Raw genomic sequence first — 17,562 nt, forward strand, 5'->3', positions numbered from 1 at the left:
GTTCAGGCCTCCCTCATGCTATCAGCAGTTCGGCGCTGGGCTGGCTGGTGCGCCCGCCCGGATCGGTGATCATTGCCCGGAACCGGGTGCCGGCCTGCGGCGGCGCGCTCAACATGAAACGGAAGCGGCCGGTGCGATCCGGATCACGGCCGCCAGCGCTCGCTTCCGCATCGGCGGAAAGCGCCTTGAAGAAGGTCATCGTCTCGCCGGGACGCTCCATATAGAGGTCGATCGCATAGGCGCCCATGCTCCCGCCGATCAACGGCTCGGGATGCGTGAAGCTGACCTCCATCGTACCGTCCCAGGCTCCATCGGCAGGAGGCAGCGGCGGGCGGGGCGGCATGATCGCCGTCGTCACCGGCGCGCTGGGCGCGGACCATTCGCCGGATACACTGCTGCCAGCCTCAGGCGCGCCGCGCACCTCGACCGCCCAGCTATAGGCTGTCCATGGTCGCAGCGGATCCGGAGATTTCAACTCGCTGCCACCGAGATCGCGGAAGCTCACCACCTCCTGCATCACCTCCGCCCCCGCACCCGGCGGAAGCGGCGGCACTATGCCCGTCAGCGCGACAGGCATGCGCAGCGGATCGCGGCTCTCCACGATCGAGCGGCGCAGGCGGAACTCGGTGGCAACCACCGGCCCTTGCGGCACGCGGATATGCACTGCCGCCTGCGGCACGCCGGCCTCTACCAGCGGTTTGACGACGAGCAGCGGGGTCGATGGAGGGCCGCTGTTGGGGATGCCAAAGGGCACCATTGCGCTTTCGTCGAAAGGTGTTTCGACATTTGCCAGGCTCATCGGCACGATGCGGTAGAAGACGAGCACACGCAGGCTGCCCGACACGCGATGTTCGAAGCGCGTGGCGGTGAAGCCGTCGGGGCTGATCGCTTCGAAACGCGTCTTGTCGAACCGGTTCTTGTTGGCGATGAAAATTGCGGCGCGCGCGGCAGCATTCGGTGCGGCCGCGATCGCCGCCCGGATCGAGACAGTTGCAGCCCCTTCCCGCTCCAGCGCGGTCATCAGCGTAGTCTCGTCGCTGTGATAGACGCGATAGGCGGCCTGACCGGGGCTGGCCTGCCAATCGATCTGGATACGCGACTTGCCGGTGACGTCCGGCCGCGACCCATAGGCCAGCGTTTCGGGCAGGACGACGGCGACCGGCGGACGCGGATCGCGGACATCGCGCTCGATCGGCGGCGAGGGGTCGGAGAAGCGACCGGCGCTGTCCTGCCACCGACAGACCAACTTGACCGTGCCGATGCCCGCGCGCTCCAGCGCCGGGCCTGCCCGCACGAAATCCAGGTTTATGCCGTTGGGCGGAACCGGAATCAATTCCGGCACGCCGTCATTGAGTACGACCTCCAGATTGGCGATCGCCAGGCTTCCCGCCGGCAGTTGCGAAGGCTGCGGCACACCGACGCGGATGCGCACGAGACCGTATAACGGATTGCTGTGCATCGGATTGGGTATCGGTGGCTGCGAATAGAATAGCTCGGGCACCGGGCGCGGCGGATAGGGGCGCTCGGCGGCGGGCGCAAGGCCTTCCACCCAATCGCTCCAGCGGCCGAACCAGTCGGTCTGCGCGACGCGGTAACGCGTGGCATCGGGCGGCGCGAGCTGGTCATATAACTCACCCAGCCCCGGCGCCTGCGCATCAGGGAGCACGGCGGCCGTAACGGGCAGCGCGCCGCCATCCGGCGCCTTTTCATGCAGCGCGACCGGTCCGTTGGCGTCGACCCGCGCAAAGGCCAGTTGCCCGGCTGGCGAGAGCCCGCTGAGCGGCAGCGTCACCTGCCGCGCGGCGGCCGGCGGGATCAGGCTGCTGTTCCACGGCCCGCTGGTGATTGCGCCCAGCCCCGGCCGCTGCGGACGATCGGGCGGAATGCCGACGATCAGCGGAATGATCGTGCCGAGGTTCATCAGCCACCCGGTATTTCTTGGCGGATCGCGATCGAAGCGACGCCTGAAAGCCTCCGCCGCATCCGGTTCATTGCGCAACGCCGCGCGCAGTAAACGGATAAGCAGCGACCGTTTGGGCAGTTCGGCCCCGTCCCACCAGCCATCGACCCAGTAGAGCAGGATTGTGCCCGTCGGCAGAGAGCGCGTCTCCTCATCGGTATCGGCCAGACCGAGCCAGCGCGACATGCCGGGATCGACCGCCGCCATCTGCATCGTCGCGAGAAGATTGAGATTGATCGTGCCGACCACTTGCCCTGTCAGGTCATCGCGGCTCTGCACCGGCTCGGTCAGGTAGACCGCAGGCTGCGACGTATCCGTCAGCAGCCGATCGAGCATTGTCTCCAGATCAGGCGAATAGCGAGCGTCGATCCGGTTCACCTCATGTCCCATAGGATCGGCGAAAGCTGGCGCGGAGGCAGCATCGGCATTCGGAGCATCATATAGCTGCTCACGCTGGATGGCGCCGCGAGCCACCCGATCCTTCGCGTCGGACATCGCGCTGGGCCGCGAGACGTAGCGTGGCGCATCGTAATGCGGCAACGTCCATTCGCGCCAGACATTCGACGGCTTGAACCGCTTTGCATCCAGCCAGCTGGCGCCGTTTATCATACCCTTGCCAGTCACGCGGATGCGGCGGATATGGCTGCCGGCCAATTGCCATGGCGCCTTGCTGCGCCGCTGGATGACGCTGTCGCCGCGCTCGGTCGGTTCGATCTCGGTGATCTCGATGCCGGCAAGACGCGGACGCAACGCGCGCAGGCGACCCAGCGGCAGGCGATCCAACGGGAGGCGATTGGCAATGACGAGGCGGGGGTCGCGAATGACCGGGTCAAGAACGTCGCGGATTGGTCCGATCGGACCGATCACGCGCGCAGGCGTGGCGTTCAACTCGATCCACACGCAGCGGCCATCATTCGGCAGCCAACCATAGACAGGCTCACCCGGCGTGATCGCGAAGGGCGGCGTCAGCACCTGATTGTCCGCATTCCTCCATTCGATGTCGTGCCGCGCCTGGCGCTTGACGATGGCCGCATTGATCAGCGTGCGGGAAATGAGGATCGGCGCGACCGGCAAGCCGAGACGCGGATAGGGGAACAGGCGGATATGCCCCGCCACGGCGAGGTGCGGATCGGCAGGGTCGTCGATCCCGGCACCGGTCAGTAGAGCAGTGGGTGCGAGATAGGTCATGCCAAGCCCTCCAGCAGCGCCAGCCTTGGCACCTTCAGCACCGACCGACGGCCGTGCAGCGCCACGCCGTTGGCGCTCACTTGAACGTCGATCACATTCTCCTCCGTCAGCGGCACGGGGGACGCGACCATCCAGATGGCACGCGTCGTCGCCGTGTTGGCCACGATCCGCTGCAGACCCGTCCCGTTGATGCTGATCCCGCTCACCGACATGCGTGTACCGCGCTCCATGGGCTCGTCCGTCTCCAGCATTATGCCATGCAGCTGGAAGGGCGCCGTCTTGCTCCACAGCGCCACGACCCGTGGCGCGACCGGCAGCGGCCAGGGATCGAGGCCGAGCGCGCGCATTACAGTCTCGAAATCGGCATCGTTGGGAATGGCGATTGCCGCAGGCACACTTGCCTCGATCATCGCATCGAACGGCAGACGGAAATCGACGCTGCCGTCGGTCGGCAGGGCCATAGCCGCCAGCATGTCCGCCGGGCCGATGTAGCGAGACGTATGGAAATGGCTGCGCGTGATCAGTACGGTATCCACCTCCGGCGTTGCCGATGGCGGCGCCACCAGGAGCAGGTCGTAATCGGCATCAGGCTCCAGATCGGCGGTGATCGCCACCGCCTGCCCGCCGACTACCGGTGGCTTGACGCAGGGCGCCGCCTCCGCCGCCTCGACGAGCAGCGCGTCGGATGCCTCCAGGAACATGGTGGGCAGCAGGCCGATGGCCGTCACGATCGCCATGTCGCTCGGCCGCACTGAGGAACCCAGTCCATCAGGGGATGCGAGCGCGCCGGGCGGCGGATCGGTACGGCGCAGTTTGAAGCGCAGCGAGCGGCCATATTTGGCGAGCAGCGGCTCGATATGATCGGCGCGAAAATAGACGTTGATCGGATCGTCAAGGAAATGCGGCGCGCCCTTCCCGTCGGGATCGAAGCCGATCAAATAGCGCATCAGGCCGCGCGGATCGAAAGTTCGCTCGTCCTTGAAATCGGCCGGCGGCGGGTTGGCGGGCAGCGCCGCCTCGGCAGCAGTGCGGAAGGCGAAGACCTGATCGGTAAAGTCCTTCCAGTCGAGCGTATCCGCCAGCGGCGGCGGCGTTGCGGTGACGGGATCGTCGCGATCGCGCCGCCAGCCGACCCACTGCATGCCGACGACGATTTCATATTCACTGTCGGCATCGAGCAGGTTGGGCCGCTCGCTGCTCGTCGTCGGGTCCGAATGATCATCGAAGCTGCCGGCCGTGCCGGACTGCGCATCGCCATTGGTGGTCTGCACATAGCGCGTGACCCAGTCCGTGCCGCACAGAGAGATGACAGAAATGCGCCCGCCCGTCCACGGCGCGACGCGCAGTTCGGTAATAGTCTGCCCGGCCGGCGCAGCATATTGGACAAGCGCGCACCGCCGTGTCGTCGCCGCGCGGGCAAGCAGTGCGAGGTTGCTGGCCGTGGCCCCCAAGAGCTTCGGTTCCAGCACAATGCTGCTGCCATCGGCGCAAAGCGCCTCCACCACCGGCGGTTTGCCGGGTTCGGAGCCGGCCAGCATTTCCGAGAGTATCGGCGTCACCAGATCGTCTTCGCCCTTGCCGCGGCACAGCTTGAGCAGTGACCCGCCGGACTTCGGGCTGATCCCGTCGGCACCACGCGCGCTGCCACCGAATATCCGCACGCTGACGATGCCGGCGCCCTCCAGCACGATCCGCTGCGCCTGCGCCGGCAATGGCTGCGCCGCCACGCGCGCTACGATGTTGCCGGCGGCATCCATCGCGACCGCCTGCACGGGTTCGCCCTCCAGATGACAGACGGTGAGTGCAACCTGGTCGGTTGGCGCATCGAAGGTGGCGACGACGCCCTTCGAACCGACCCAAAGCTCCGCTTTTCGATCAGTCGCGGGCGCGAAATGATCGACTATCGGCGAGGCCGATTGCCACGCATTCGACCGCCAGCGATAGGAGACGCCGGGACGCTGGAGTACGCCATCGGAAACGCGCGCACCGATTTCGAGATCGGCATAGTCGTCGCAGCCCGCCTCCAGCACGCCACGCGAGCGTTCGATACAGACCTCCAGCGTCAGCAGCGCATCGTCCAGCGCCAGCGTCGGCATTATGCGCGCGCCGAGCGTGGCGATTAACTGCGGACCCTTCACGAAACGGGCCAGCTGATATCCGGCGGCGACCGCCGATGGGCCGGAGGGCACGTCGAGCGGTGGCGCGAAGGGCCTTGAGGCTCCCGCGATCAATTGCCACCCTGCCAGCGCCACTGCCGCCTGCGCATCGGCGAGCGAGTCGGAACCCGGCATATATTCGGCGATGTTGGCGGCGAAGCGCGTACCGGCGATGCCCGACAGCTTCACCGCCGCAAAACTCTGTCGCGTGAGCAGATCGCCGCGCACGCAACCGCGGAACCTGTCCGTCACCGGCTCGCACAATTGTCCAACGGTATTGCCCGGATCGGCGGGCGTCCCGGCGCCGCCATCGGCGATGTTGCGGCCCCATGGCGCGGGATGCCAGCTCAGCAGCCCGAGCAGTCGCCCCTCATGCTCCGACGGTTCGGGATCAGCGGGATTGAGTACGCCGCTGCGATGCGTCGGCCACCACCACACGCTTTCGAGCGGGCCGGCCATCGGCGCCTGTCCACGCTTGCGGATTTCCAGCTTCGTCAGGCGATAGGCATATTTCAGCTCGGTGCTGCCGCTCCACGGCACGCCCGGCAACTCGGACGGATTAGGGGCGAAGGATGAGCCTATCAGGCAGTTCTGGATATAGGTGGCGAAATTCAGCAGGGGTACGGTGTCGGGCCATGCGATCGGTGGCAACGTCGGATCCTGCGGCTCTCCGTTGCGATAGGCGCGGCCCACGATCGCGCCGGTGCGCCCGGTAAGGTCGATGCGGCTCAGCGGCGCATCCGGTATCGGGATACCAGGATCCGACCCACTGCCGAACGAACAGTCGACGCAGCCTTCCACCGAAAAGAAGAAGAAATCCACCTTGCCGCAGAATTCGCCCGAGAAAGACTGATGCTGCTCGGTGATCAGCGCTTTCACATTGCCGCGCACAGAAACCGAGACGATAACGAGCCGCAACTCGCCCTCGATATACAGCCCGGCGACGATGGTCAGCGGCTTTGTGCCCATGCCGGCCAGAATCTTGGCCGACGCGCGGAGATAGACTGGCCCCCCGCCCCATTTCATCGCCCAGCCAGCGCCGAAACCGATCGAGAAGCCGTTGAGGTCAAGATCATCTTCGCCGCCGAGGTCGAGCAGATTGCGTTCCTCGACCATCATGTAGGACCAGACGCGGATGTCGAGCGTATCGGGCAGCAGCGTGAGCGTGACGGGATCACCGGTGCGGCCATTCACGCCATCGGCGCCGACCCGCACGAAGGCCGGATCATTATTGCCCGGCAGCGGGAAATAAGCGCCGAAGGGCATGTCGAGCTTCAGCACCTTCGGGATGACATAGGTGCCCTTCACCCCAACGACGACCGCACGCTTGGAAATCGCGATCACGCCTAGGATGGTGAGGCCAGCCTGCGGCTCATTATTGTCGGCGGCGGGCAGCTTGGGCTTCTTAAACAGGCTGGCGTCAATGCTGATCACGACATCAGGATCGGGGAAGCCGACCGAGAGCATGCCCAAGGCGTTGAAGGTGAAGCCGGTGTCCGGCATGGTACCGACGCTGATGCCGAGGCCCATCGCCCACTGGCCGGGCGCCGGGCTATATTTGTCCTGCCCCGGCCGGCGATACCATTCCAGTTCGCGCAGCACGGGGTCGCTGCTGAGGCCCACAAGGTTGCGCTGCCCGTTGGAGACGACGCGGCCGACGAAACCGTAAATGGCGAGGCCTGATTGCGCGAGCGGTATGCCCACCGGCAGCAGAACCCCCACTTCGAGCGCTACGAAATCGCCCTGCAGCGCGAGGCTTGCCATGGCGGAAGTGTTGATCGGAAGGATGTCCGCCGCAAGGCCCGCGCGAATCAGGCCGCCATCGCCGATGGTGACGCCGCCGCTCCCCTGCACCACGCCGGGCAGATCGATCGAGGCGGAGAAGCCGCGAAACTCAATGCCGAGTCCACCGTCCGAGAAGCTGGCGCGTAGCGTACAGCCCGTGATCTTCACCACGCCCAGATCGAGCGCGAAGGCGAGATCCAGTTCCACCCATGTGCTGCCCGATCCCGCACGCGTGGCGGTGACGCGGATCAGGTCGCCCAGCGGCCCCTGGATCGTCCACTGGCCGGGATCGGCGATGTCGAAGCTGGTATTTTCGTAGATGACACCGAACGCATCGAAGCCGCTTTTGGCGCTGTCGATCTCTATGCCGACATCGCGGTAGCGCACCTGGATCGGCTTGTTCGCAGTGATGCGAATGCCGAATTCGTCGAAATCGAAGCCGATCGACGCAGTGTAATCGCAGAGCAAGCGGAAGCGTGCGCCTTCGACGCTGGTAATCGCGCGCTGTCGCCACTCGATCTTCACGCCGTGCAGGACGACCTTGCCATCCTTGCCGTAGGCAACCGCGAAGCCGATGCCGGCCACCAATGCCGCGACACGGGCGGCTCCGCCCACCACGTCACTGCTCTGAATGCCGGCGAGCAACGCCGGGCCGATCGCCAGCGCGGTCGCCACCGCGTTCATCGCGGCTGAATCGCCGGTCAGCATGGCGAGCCCGTCGGGATCCCCGGTCGAGTTGAGCGCGAGGCTGAACTGTGTCGCCGTCGTGCGTGGATCATAGGTCCAGCCGCCGACGAAGGTGAAAATTTCAGGGCCGCCGGCGCTGGGCTGGGTCTTGGCGGGGGTGACGTCGCCCGTCCCGCCCGGCACGGGCAGCGCGCGCGACTGCCATGCGACGGTGATTTCCGCCTGCGTCGGAATGGCGTCCGAAAGTTCGGTGACGGTCGGGCTATCCCACCGGATCACGAGGCGAACGCGATAGGGCCTTGCGACGGTCTTGGGCTTTGGCGGGCTCAGCGCGGGCGGCAGGCTGCCGGGCACGAGCGCGCGGCGCAGCGTGACGGCCGCCTGCGAGGACTGCGTCGGCGGCGCGTTGGGGTCGGGCGCCACGGTGCCGCCGACAGCATGGAAATCGACACGGCGATAATGTGGGCGATCATGCGCTTCGCTATCCTTGTCGTCCTTGAAGCCGCCGTCATTCTTGATCTTGAACAGCCAGCCGTCATAGCCCGGTGCCGTCGCGGTCGATGTGCCGGGTGTCATGACGTTGTTGGCCTTCATGGTGTCTAGAACGCCATCTGCTTCTGTCGCAGCGTTCTCGATCGCCTGACCGCCCGGATCAGCGCCGCTCTCACTCCATTGCGATCGTTCGCCGCGCTGGAAGGCCGAGCTTGCACCGAGGAGCGTCTTTCCGACCTTCGCACGTTGTGAGGCGAGGTCCTGATTGCGCTGGGCCGTCCCGATGTCGCAGGCGCGCCCGACGACGAGGAAGTCGGAACCGCTGAACTGGTCACGCCATTCGTGCAGGGCTTCCGGTGTAAAATCTTCGGTTGCGCCCCCATTGTCAGCATCCTTGATGAACTTCAGCGGCTCGGTGCCGTCGATGTCCATCAATATCTGCGCATGCCGCGATACCTGCCGCTCTACCGCCGGGGGCGGCGGGACGGGATCGGCGCCGCTGTTACGCTCCACCGTGATGCTCGCCAGCGTTTCCGCCGGCACGGACAAGGTCGTGCCCGTTACCGTTGCGTCGCTCTCGGCCGGCAGGAAATTGCCACGCTGCAGAAAGGCAGGAAGGCTGTAACTGCCCTCGATCGCGCGCACGTCGATCGGATTGTTATGCCCGTCGAATACACCGGCGCGGCAACCGACGATCAACTCACCGATAGGCAGCACTTCAATCTCGATCCGCTGCGGCGCCGCGCCCGGCTTGCCCACCGTGATGTAATAATGCCCCTCAAGCGCCGGGAATTTCGGAGCGAAGGTTGCGCCCTTGCCCGTCTGCGCGCCGACGCTCGATCCGAACTCCCATACATAATCATCTACGCCCGTGGCCGGATCGAGCGATAAGGTGACGTCTTCCAGGGCTTCCTGAAAGCCCGACAGGCTGAGCACACCCTGCCATGTCGTGCCGACCAGCGTGGCGTTGACCGAAGGCAGGGCGACCGGCGCGGCCGCGACGAACTGCACCGTGATCGGCGGTGATTCAGCGACGTCTGGCTCTGTGCCCTCAAGTCCGTACACCATCAGCCAGTCACCGGGCAGCGCGCGGAACTCGCCGCTGGACAGACCATTGCTTATGGTCCCGTCGGGCAGTTTCCAGCGATGGTTGCTGCCCGTGGGACCGGCGGCGGAGACAAAGGCGGCATCGCCGCTTCCGCTGGCCAGATTGATCCGATAGGTCTGGCTCGTGACCGAATTGGCACTGCCCAGCGCGATATCGACCGGCGGATCGCCGACGCGATGCTGGGTGAAGATCAGCGTGTCGGGATTGACTGGCGTCGTGCCGAATTCGATGCGGATTTCGCCCTGCAGGCCAAGCGGCGAGCCGAGCAAGACATCGCGCACTCCGGCACTGAGATCGCCGACCACGGGCGAGTTGCGCGGAAAATAGACCGTCGCTTCCTTGATCGAGATGCCGCGCCAATCCGGGCCCTGCCCGCGCGCCTCGATATCTGCCGGCGTGAAGACCTCGCTGTCGTCATACACCAGCGTGTCGACCGTCATGCCATAGTCGGAAGAGCCGATGAAGAAATGCGGCGGCTGGAACCCCAGCGACAGCAATGCTCCGGTGGGCGCGCCGGGATCGAGCGGATCGGGTGGCGCGACGAAGCGGATACTAGGCGCACCGCCACTGGGTGAGGAAGCGATGCGCAGCGTGCCCGATCCGACGATCTTCACCTTGGTGCCGAACAGCTTGTCGCCACTTACCGGCCGAACGAGATGGGCGGCCGTCGTGCCCGCGCTCGGCACCAGCTTGGCCGGCACGAGGCCGGGGATGACGATCGCCATGCGCTGAAGCAGCAGATCGATCTGGAAACCGTCCGGTGCCGGCTCGATATCCTCGCCCGCCACGACCGGCAGGCGTTTGCGCACCAACTGGAACGGCACGCCGACATTGAGCAGCGGCAGTTCGATCGGCCAGTTCATCGAGGAGGCGAACAGGGTCTCGCCCAGCGACCGGATCGTGCCGGTGTAGATGAACGCATCGTCGCTGGTGATAATCGAAAAATCGACGACGGCGAGCTTTTCCAGCTCCCGCCGAATATCCGGCGGAACGAGCGATGTCGAACTAGGCGGTAGCCCGATAAGTTCGAACAGCGAGACGCCGAGAGCCGCCATATACACCCTTCCGTACGCCGAACCCTGACCGGGCGGAGAATCTCGAAATGGCTTGTTTTCTTACTGCGACTCTGTTGCAATCGGTCCGTTAAATTTGATTCTGTGTCAATATGTGTCAGTTTCTCGATAGAGTTTAACGCGGCAGAGCGACGCACCCACAAGCCGTAGCGCGTCTCCAGATGCGTTCTGCTGAACATTCAGCATTAAAGAGGCAAGTCGGAACTCAATGGATCGCTAAGACGAAACTTTATACTCCATTCTATTGAATGACGTATCCATTTGGCATAAGCCGCCCGCTTCCCATCCTTCTGCCACTGCGTATCCCGCTGATAGGCAAGATAGATTGGCAAGGCGGTATGGATCAGATGGTCACGACATTGTTCCGGAGTCGCGCTTGATGCGTTCTTTTCAAGCTGCACGAACTGCCGGGCCAGATCACGCAATCTAAGATCGAGTTTGATGGAAACAGACGTCGGACGGTGGGTTGGCGCTGGCCTGCTCGAGATGAACGCGTGCGTCAGCAACGCCACGAACCACGAAGCAACCGGCGTCGGATGAACATCGTCGGTAAATAGCTGTCGCAGCGTTTCGGCAGTGCTCGGCATGGTCAGGCCGGGGACGCCCTCGGGACCGGTCGCCTGTCGGACCAGCCATGCCAGACCCGCCGCTGTGGGGATGACTTCCAACCTATCCTTTCGACCATCGCTGGCCAGGCTACGATTCACCCGTGACGCAGCGCATCTCCACAACGGTGCCATCGCCTCTTCCACAGCGATCCAGCGTCCGGGATCGGTCAGGTCATCGATCGCCAGCCAGGATGTGAATAGGAAACTGCGTCCGTCGGGATTGCCGGTGATAAACGCATCCTGTGCCTGGCGGAGCTGACCGATCGTATCGCTCCAGACGATATTGCCGAGCAAAGTATGCTGCTCTGTCACAAGCATTATGTCATAGCGACCACCGGGCCGGGATAGTTGCGCTTTCAAGCCGCGTTCCATGCGCGTGGCGATGGTCGAGCCTGCGATATTATGAGCATCGACCTGCAAACGATCGGAGGGACCGGCCATGATCAGCGCCAGTTGATCGGGATAGGCGCCATCGGTGAGGCTATGGCCGGAAATAATCGCCCTTTCGGGATGTTTCCAGCTCATCCTATGAGCCGCAGTCCGGTGCTCGCCATCGGGCGAACACGCCGCCAGCATGATGATGCCCGGTAAGAGAAAGCGGCGCGCATTCATGGCCTCAATGATGTTGTCCAAGACCTGCACCGGGAGGAATGCGTACGCGGCTGCGCCGCCGCCGGGCCAGCCAGTTGCGGTAGATCGGCAATATGACCGGCCCCTCGATCATGTAACGCCGCCACAGGCGCCGGGGATTCGTCAACAGCCGGAACAGCCATTCCATGCTCAGCATCTGCATCCATTCGGGCGCCCGCCTCTGCTCGCCGGTCAGGAAATCCAGACTGGCGCCGACACAGAGCGCCGTGCCGGTTGCCCTGCCCGACCGAGCGACGTGCCAGGCGAGCAATTCCTGTTGCGGAGAACCGACGGCAAGGATGGCGAAGCGAGCCTGCGCATCGATCAGGAAGTCGCGCGCCGCGGCGAAGGCATGCGGATTGGCGACGAAACCCATGGGGGGATTGAAGCGGACGAAATCGACCATCGGCAACATGGATTGCAGACAGTCGACCAATGTTTCCGATCCACCGACAATGGCGATCCGGTCGCCGGGTTCATGGCCGGCACGCAACAACGCAGCCGTCAGGTCGCTTCCGGGCGTAGCGGGCAGGTTCACGCCCGCACGAGCCGCAAGGCGGGACAATATCCGGCTGTCGCACAGACACAGCCATGCCGATCGATAGGCCGGCCAGAGATCGGAGCGACGTCGCTGGATGCGCACGACATGATCGACATTGGGCGTCACCACATAGGCAAAGGGTGCTCCGGCGGGGCGCTTCAGGATGGCGGCAAGGGCATCCTCCAACGACAGGTCGCAAAAATCGATGTCCAAGAAGCTGACCATGTACCGTGGCGGCGACCAACGCCGCGCCGTTTTCCCCGATGCGGCCGAAAGGTCCGCCATAGGTGCCAAAGCCGCCATTGCCGCCCCTCCCGCTCGTGGTTTTCATTGCCCCGACTCCTCCAGCGAAGACGGCAGCACGATTATGCGCAGGGGTGAGCAGGCAAAACTTTCCGGCCAACACCCTCCCGATTTTCCAGTGGGGACGTTGCCGAATATCGGCGGATGGGCGGGCGGCCTATTGTCCAGACAAGCTTAGCTGAAGGGACAGTCCATGGCTTTAAAGGCGTTTCAGTCGTGCCTTCTGCGCGGTGCTAATCGCGCCGCCCTGTGCGGGCTGATTGTCGCAATCGCATGCGGCCATGTCCCGGCCACGGCAGGCGCGGACGGCATCGACATGGCGATGGCCCGCGACGATGCCCAATATCGCATCAATGCAGGCGACGAACTGGACATCATGGTGTGGGGCGAAGAACGGATGCAGCGGCTGGTCCGCGTACAACCGGACGGATCCTTTTCCTTTCCTCTCGCCGGCAGGATCATGGCGGCCGGCAGCACTACAGGCGCGGTCACTCTGGCAATCCGCGCGGGATTGGCCGATAAATATCGGAACGGGGCGCCGGACGTGACAGTATCGGTACGCGACTCTTCGGGAATGCGCTTCTATGTCCTGGGCAAGGTGCGCAATGCGGGCAGCTACGCGGCCGGCCAGGGCGTGGATATCATTCAGGCATTGAGCCTGGCGGGTGGACTTGCGGAATTTGCCGATGTGAAGGGTGCCGTGATCCTGCGTCAGACGCCGGAAGGCCAACTGGTCGAGCGTGTGCATATCGCGCGCATTCTCAAGGGTAGCCGCAGCCTGAATACGGGAACCCTGCCCAACCCGATCCCCGTGCTGAGGAGCGGCGATGTTCTCGTAATCCCATGAGGCCAAGCGAAACATATTGGGGGGCAGCGCGCAAGGGGGCCGGCGGCGCGCTGCTGATCGCCGGGATCAACATCTGCGCACCCGGTGTGATCGCTGATGTAAAGCCTGGCCTTACCGTAGAGGGCGGGCTTTCGGCGGCCTCCAATCCGCTGCTGGTGCGCGGATCGGATCGGGGTTCCGCCATTGTGGATGCCGCGATCAAACCTTCCATGACCTTTACCGACGCCACCGGCTTGGAAGTGGAACTGAGCAGCATACTGGCAATGCGACAATATAGCCACCGATTTGAAGACCTGACCCATGGCAATGTCCAGTTGACGGCAGATTGGCGCAAGAACGAATGGATTTCCGTGTTGGCACGGACAAGGATCGATCGCGAACCGATGGTCGATCGCTTGGCGACTGATATTGATGCCTCGATCGGAAGCGCCGGTGTGCGGGAAGGCCGGATCGGCAGCCTCTCGGTAATCTGGCACCCTGACGCGAGAACCCGGATTCAACCTGAACTGACCGTGGAAAATGGACGATACCCCACCGTCACTAACCTGCGCGACACGGATTCGACGCTGCTGACGCTTCATGCGACAAGACGGACCAGCCCCTACACGACGCTGGGCGCGCGCATAGGTCAGTCCTGGAACAAGGTGGATGCAGCGCCGAACAGCCATGTGTTGTCGACCTATGTCACGCTGGACCAGCGGTTGAGCACGACATGGCTGGTACGCACGGAAATGGGGCTTGAGCATATTCGCACGTCGACTTTTCAACTCACGCCGTCCGCCAGCCGGACGCAGGCCGCCGGTCGGATCGAGCTTTGCCACGAAGCACAGCGGTTGACCGCGTGCGCCAGCGGGGCGCTTGCATCCGAAGTGAGCGGGCTGGGCGGTTTGCAGCGTCGCTTCGACATGGCCGGATCGGTACGATGGCGCCTGACACCGCGCCTCAATCTGGGGTTCGAGGGACGGTATCAACGCGCCTCGCAGCAACGCAGCCGGCTGCCCAATCTGGATTCGGCGCAGGCACGGCTGCGCCTGGACCGACGCGTGAACCGGCGGCTGACGGCGTCGGCTGTCGCGGAATATCGCCGCCGCGAGCCGCCGGATGGCCGCGCCCTGTCCTCCACCGTGGTCGGCATCCAGCTGCAATATGAGCCGCTGCCGCTGTGACACCCTGACAAGATGGGGATTTTTCCGGTCCCAATTATCCTGACCCAATCATGTGGGGCTGAAATGCCGACTACTCGCCGGATGTATGCAGACGCAGGGTGCGCCGGGCAAATTCCGCTCGGCGCACCGCTTTAGTACCGACGCCGCGCCAAGGAGAGATGACGATGCTGGTTGCAGATGAGCCATGGTTTCGGAAGCGCAGGCATTCCGCCCTGCCCTCCTCCATGAAGGCGCCCCGCGTCGCCTATTTGACGAACGTCTACCCCAAGCCGAGCCACAGCTTCATCCGCAGGGAAATATTTGCGCTGGAACGTCAGGGGTTCGAGGTTGCGCGCCTTTCCGTAAGGGAGGGGGCAGACGCGCTGCCCGACCCGGCCGACAGGAGCGAGCAGGACCGCACCCGGATATTGCTCAACGGAAATTATCTGGAACTGCTGGCGGCCTTTCTGTCGCGCGTGTGGCGGGAACCGCGGCGGCTGTGGCGGGGCATCGGCACGGCGCACAGGATGCTGGCGGCCGGCATGGTGGGGCCTGTGCGGATCTGCGCCTATCTGCTGGAAGCATGCCTGCTGGTCGAATATCTGGAGCGGGCGGGGATTCGGCATGTCCATGTGCATTTCGGTACCAATCCCGCCGCCGTCGCCCGGATCGCGTGCGACCTGAGCAACGTCACCTATAGCGTGACCTTGCATGGCCCGGATGAGTTCGACGAACCCAAATCGCTGCAACTGTCAGAGAAAGTGTCGGGCGCGGCCTTCGTCGTCGCCATTTCCAGCTTCTGCCGGGGGCAGTTGATCCGATGGACCCATGCACAGGATTGGGCAAAGATCAAAGTGGTCCGTTGCGGCATAGAGCTGGAAAGGATCGACGATGATGTCGACATCGCCCCTGATATCTCGCCTTTGTCCAACCGGCTCGTTTGCGTCGCCCGGTTGAGCGCGCAGAAGGGGCTGGCGCTGCTGCTGGAGGCGGCCGCGGAAGTCGCGCCCCTCCGACGGTTTGAACTGCGCATCATCGGCGACGGCGAGTTGCGGCCGATGCTGGAAGAGCAGATCGAGCGGCTGGGCTTGCGGCATCATGTCACGCTGCTGGGCTGGTGCAGTGCGGAGACGGTGCGCGAGGAAATGATGCAGGCGCGCGCGCTGGTGCTGCCCAGCCTGGCCGAAGGACTTCCCATCGTTCTGATGGAGGCGATGGCGCTCGGCAAGCCGGTCGTCGCGTCCTGCATATCGGGCATACCGGAACTGGTCGACGATCATTGCGGCTATCTGGTGCCGGCGGGATCGACCGAGGCGATCACGGAAACGCTGCATATAGTCCTGGAAGCCGACCGGGAGACGCTCGCCGTCATGGGAGAGGCCGGACGGGCGCGGGTGCGACGCTATCATGATGTCGACCGCAATGCGGCTGCGCTTGCCGCCTTGTTCAGACCGCTGGTATAGCCATGGCGGCCCTTTTCCTCTGGGTGATCGCTGGGCTTGTCGTGCTCCCGTTGCTGGTAGTGAGCGCGGAATGTTGCGCCGCGCTGCTGCATGAAGCGCGCGCCGAACCGCTGCCGTTGCCGCCTCCCATAGCGGTGCTGATCCCGGCGCATGACGAAGCGCTTTGCATCGCTGGGACGCTGAGGGCAGTGGCCACGCAGTTGCGACCGGAAGACCGGATGATCGTCATCGCCGACAATTGCAGCGATGCGACCGCCCGGATCGCGCGCGCCCATGGTGCGCAGGTTCTGGAAAGGCGCGATCCGATCCGGCGCGGCAAGGGCTATGCGCTGGCCTTCGGACGCGATCATCTGGCGAACGAACCGCCGGGAGTCGTGCTCGTAATCGATGCGGACACGATCCCGGCGGCAGGGGCCATCGGCCATATTGCCGCTGCGGCGGTGCGGGACAATGCCGCGCTTCAGGGCTGCTATCTGATCGAAGGGCCGACCGGGGAACCAAGGATCGCCATCTCCACCCTGGCCTTTCGACTGAAGAATCTGGTGCGGCAGAAGGGATTGCAGGCCCTGTCCGGCCATGCGCTGCTGCAGGGGAGCGGCATGGCCTTTCCCTGGCGCATGTTCAGCACGGCCCCCCTTGCCACCGCCTGTCTGGTCGAAGATCTGCAACTGGGGATCGACCTCTATCTGCGCGGCAATCGGGTCGGCTTTGTCGAGGCGGCACGTTTCAGCAGCCCGATCAGTGGCATGCAGGGCACCATGTCGCAACGGACCCGATGGGAACATGGCAGCATGGCATCGGCGCCCGGTCATGTCGGACGACTGCTCAAGGCTGCGTTGACAGGCCGAACCAGTGGCTGGATGCTGGCGATGGATCTGGCGGTGCCGCCATTGGGGATGTTGGCAATGCTCTCCGCGCTGGCCCTGCTTCCGTTGCTGGCTGGCGGCTTGGCCCTGGGTGATCTCGCACCTTTCACCTTCCTGGTCGTCAACCTCACTTTCTTTCTGTTGAGTCTGGTGCTGGTCTGGCGGCGCTGGGGTCGCGATCTGATTTCCGCCTCCACACTGTACCAGTTGTTGCTCTATCTTTTCTGGAAGGCCCCGCTTTTGACGCGCTTTCTGGTTCGGCGGCAACGGGAATGGGTACGGACGGACCGCGATCCACCCTCCCAATTTCCATGAGGCAAAGGACAGGCTGAAAGCCCGGCCATGGATCGAACATAATATCGGAAACCTGTCAAAGAGTCGCCTCGGGTCGCACCGCAAAGACACACGCCTTTCAAAAGGGGACCATCATGTCGTTCTGGTCGATGCAGGGAGCGCAAAGGGCAGCCATATTGATGGCGGTTGTCCTGCTGTTCACCTATCAACTCGACGAACCCGTCGATGTCGAGGCGTCAAAGCCCTCTGCCGCCACAGCAACCCTGGTCGCCACCGACACCACGCAGCAGGCCGAGGGCGAAAGTGACGGAAGCGAAGGCCCCGGCCTCGCCACCTATTTCTGCCTGCTGACCTGCGCCATCGTCGTTGCCCGCCAGATCCGCAAGCGCGGCCAAACCCATATCACTCTGTCCTGA

The 17,562-nt window shown here is 64.2% G+C and carries 9 protein-coding genes; 5 read left to right on the forward strand and 4 right to left on the reverse strand.

The genetic code is table 11. The annotated features are described in order from the left end of the window. Positions 1 to 13: 13 nt before the first annotated feature. The 4 genes from DM806_RS09180 to DM806_RS09195 all read right to left on the reverse strand — a co-directional run bounded on the left by DM806_RS09180 (position 14) and on the right by DM806_RS09195 (position 12,441). Positions 14 to 3,148, reverse strand: a complete 3,135-nt coding sequence (locus DM806_RS09180) for a hypothetical protein (protein ID WP_179042927.1) — start codon at positions 3,146 to 3,148, stop codon at positions 14 to 16. Then, a complete protein-coding gene (locus DM806_RS09185; protein WP_179042928.1) occupies positions 3,145 to 10,431 on the reverse strand; it encodes a hypothetical protein in 7,287 nt (2,428 codons plus the stop codon). The genes DM806_RS09180 and DM806_RS09185 overlap by 4 nt, the downstream gene beginning before the upstream one ends. A gap of 203 nt (positions 10,432 to 10,634) precedes the next feature. Beyond that, positions 10,635 to 11,690: a hypothetical protein gene (locus DM806_RS09190; RefSeq protein WP_179042929.1), complete on the reverse strand. Its 1,056-nt coding sequence runs from the start codon at positions 11,688 to 11,690 to the stop codon at positions 10,635 to 10,637. After that, complete coding sequence (locus tag DM806_RS09195) at positions 11,674 to 12,441, reverse strand: WecB/TagA/CpsF family glycosyltransferase (RefSeq protein WP_256869183.1); 768 nt, start codon at positions 12,439 to 12,441, stop codon at positions 11,674 to 11,676. The genes DM806_RS09190 and DM806_RS09195 overlap by 17 nt, the downstream gene beginning before the upstream one ends. A gap of 283 nt (positions 12,442 to 12,724) precedes the next feature. On the opposite strand from DM806_RS09195, the gene DM806_RS09200 reads away from it, so the two are divergent. From DM806_RS09200 to DM806_RS09220, 5 genes are all read left to right on the forward strand, one after another. Next, entirely contained in the window at positions 12,725 to 13,378 is a 654-nt protein-coding gene (locus DM806_RS09200) for a polysaccharide biosynthesis/export family protein (RefSeq protein ID WP_179042930.1), read from the forward strand. Further along, on the forward strand, positions 13,375 to 14,544 hold the full coding sequence (locus DM806_RS09205; protein ID WP_179042931.1) for a hypothetical protein: 1,170 nt from the start codon (positions 13,375 to 13,377) through the stop codon (positions 14,542 to 14,544). Before DM806_RS09200 ends, DM806_RS09205 begins: the two co-directional genes overlap by 4 nt. A 164-nt stretch (positions 14,545 to 14,708) precedes the next feature. Then, positions 14,709 to 15,986 carry a glycosyltransferase family 4 protein gene (locus tag DM806_RS09210; protein ID WP_218647426.1) on the forward strand — a complete coding sequence of 426 codons (1,278 nt, stop codon included), beginning with the start codon at positions 14,709 to 14,711 and terminating at the stop codon, positions 15,984 to 15,986. Between the two features lie 2 nt (positions 15,987 to 15,988). Next, complete coding sequence (locus tag DM806_RS09215; protein ID WP_179042932.1) at positions 15,989 to 17,167, forward strand: glycosyltransferase family 2 protein; 1,179 nt, start codon at positions 15,989 to 15,991, stop codon at positions 17,165 to 17,167. A gap of 113 nt (positions 17,168 to 17,280) precedes the next feature. Then, positions 17,281 to 17,562 carry a hypothetical protein gene (locus DM806_RS09220; RefSeq protein WP_179042933.1) on the forward strand — a complete coding sequence of 94 codons (282 nt, stop codon included), beginning with the start codon at positions 17,281 to 17,283 and terminating at the stop codon, positions 17,560 to 17,562.

The organism is Sphingobium lactosutens, assembly GCF_013393185.1.
Taxonomy (GTDB): Bacteria; Pseudomonadota; Alphaproteobacteria; order Sphingomonadales; family Sphingomonadaceae; genus Sphingobium; species Sphingobium lactosutens_A.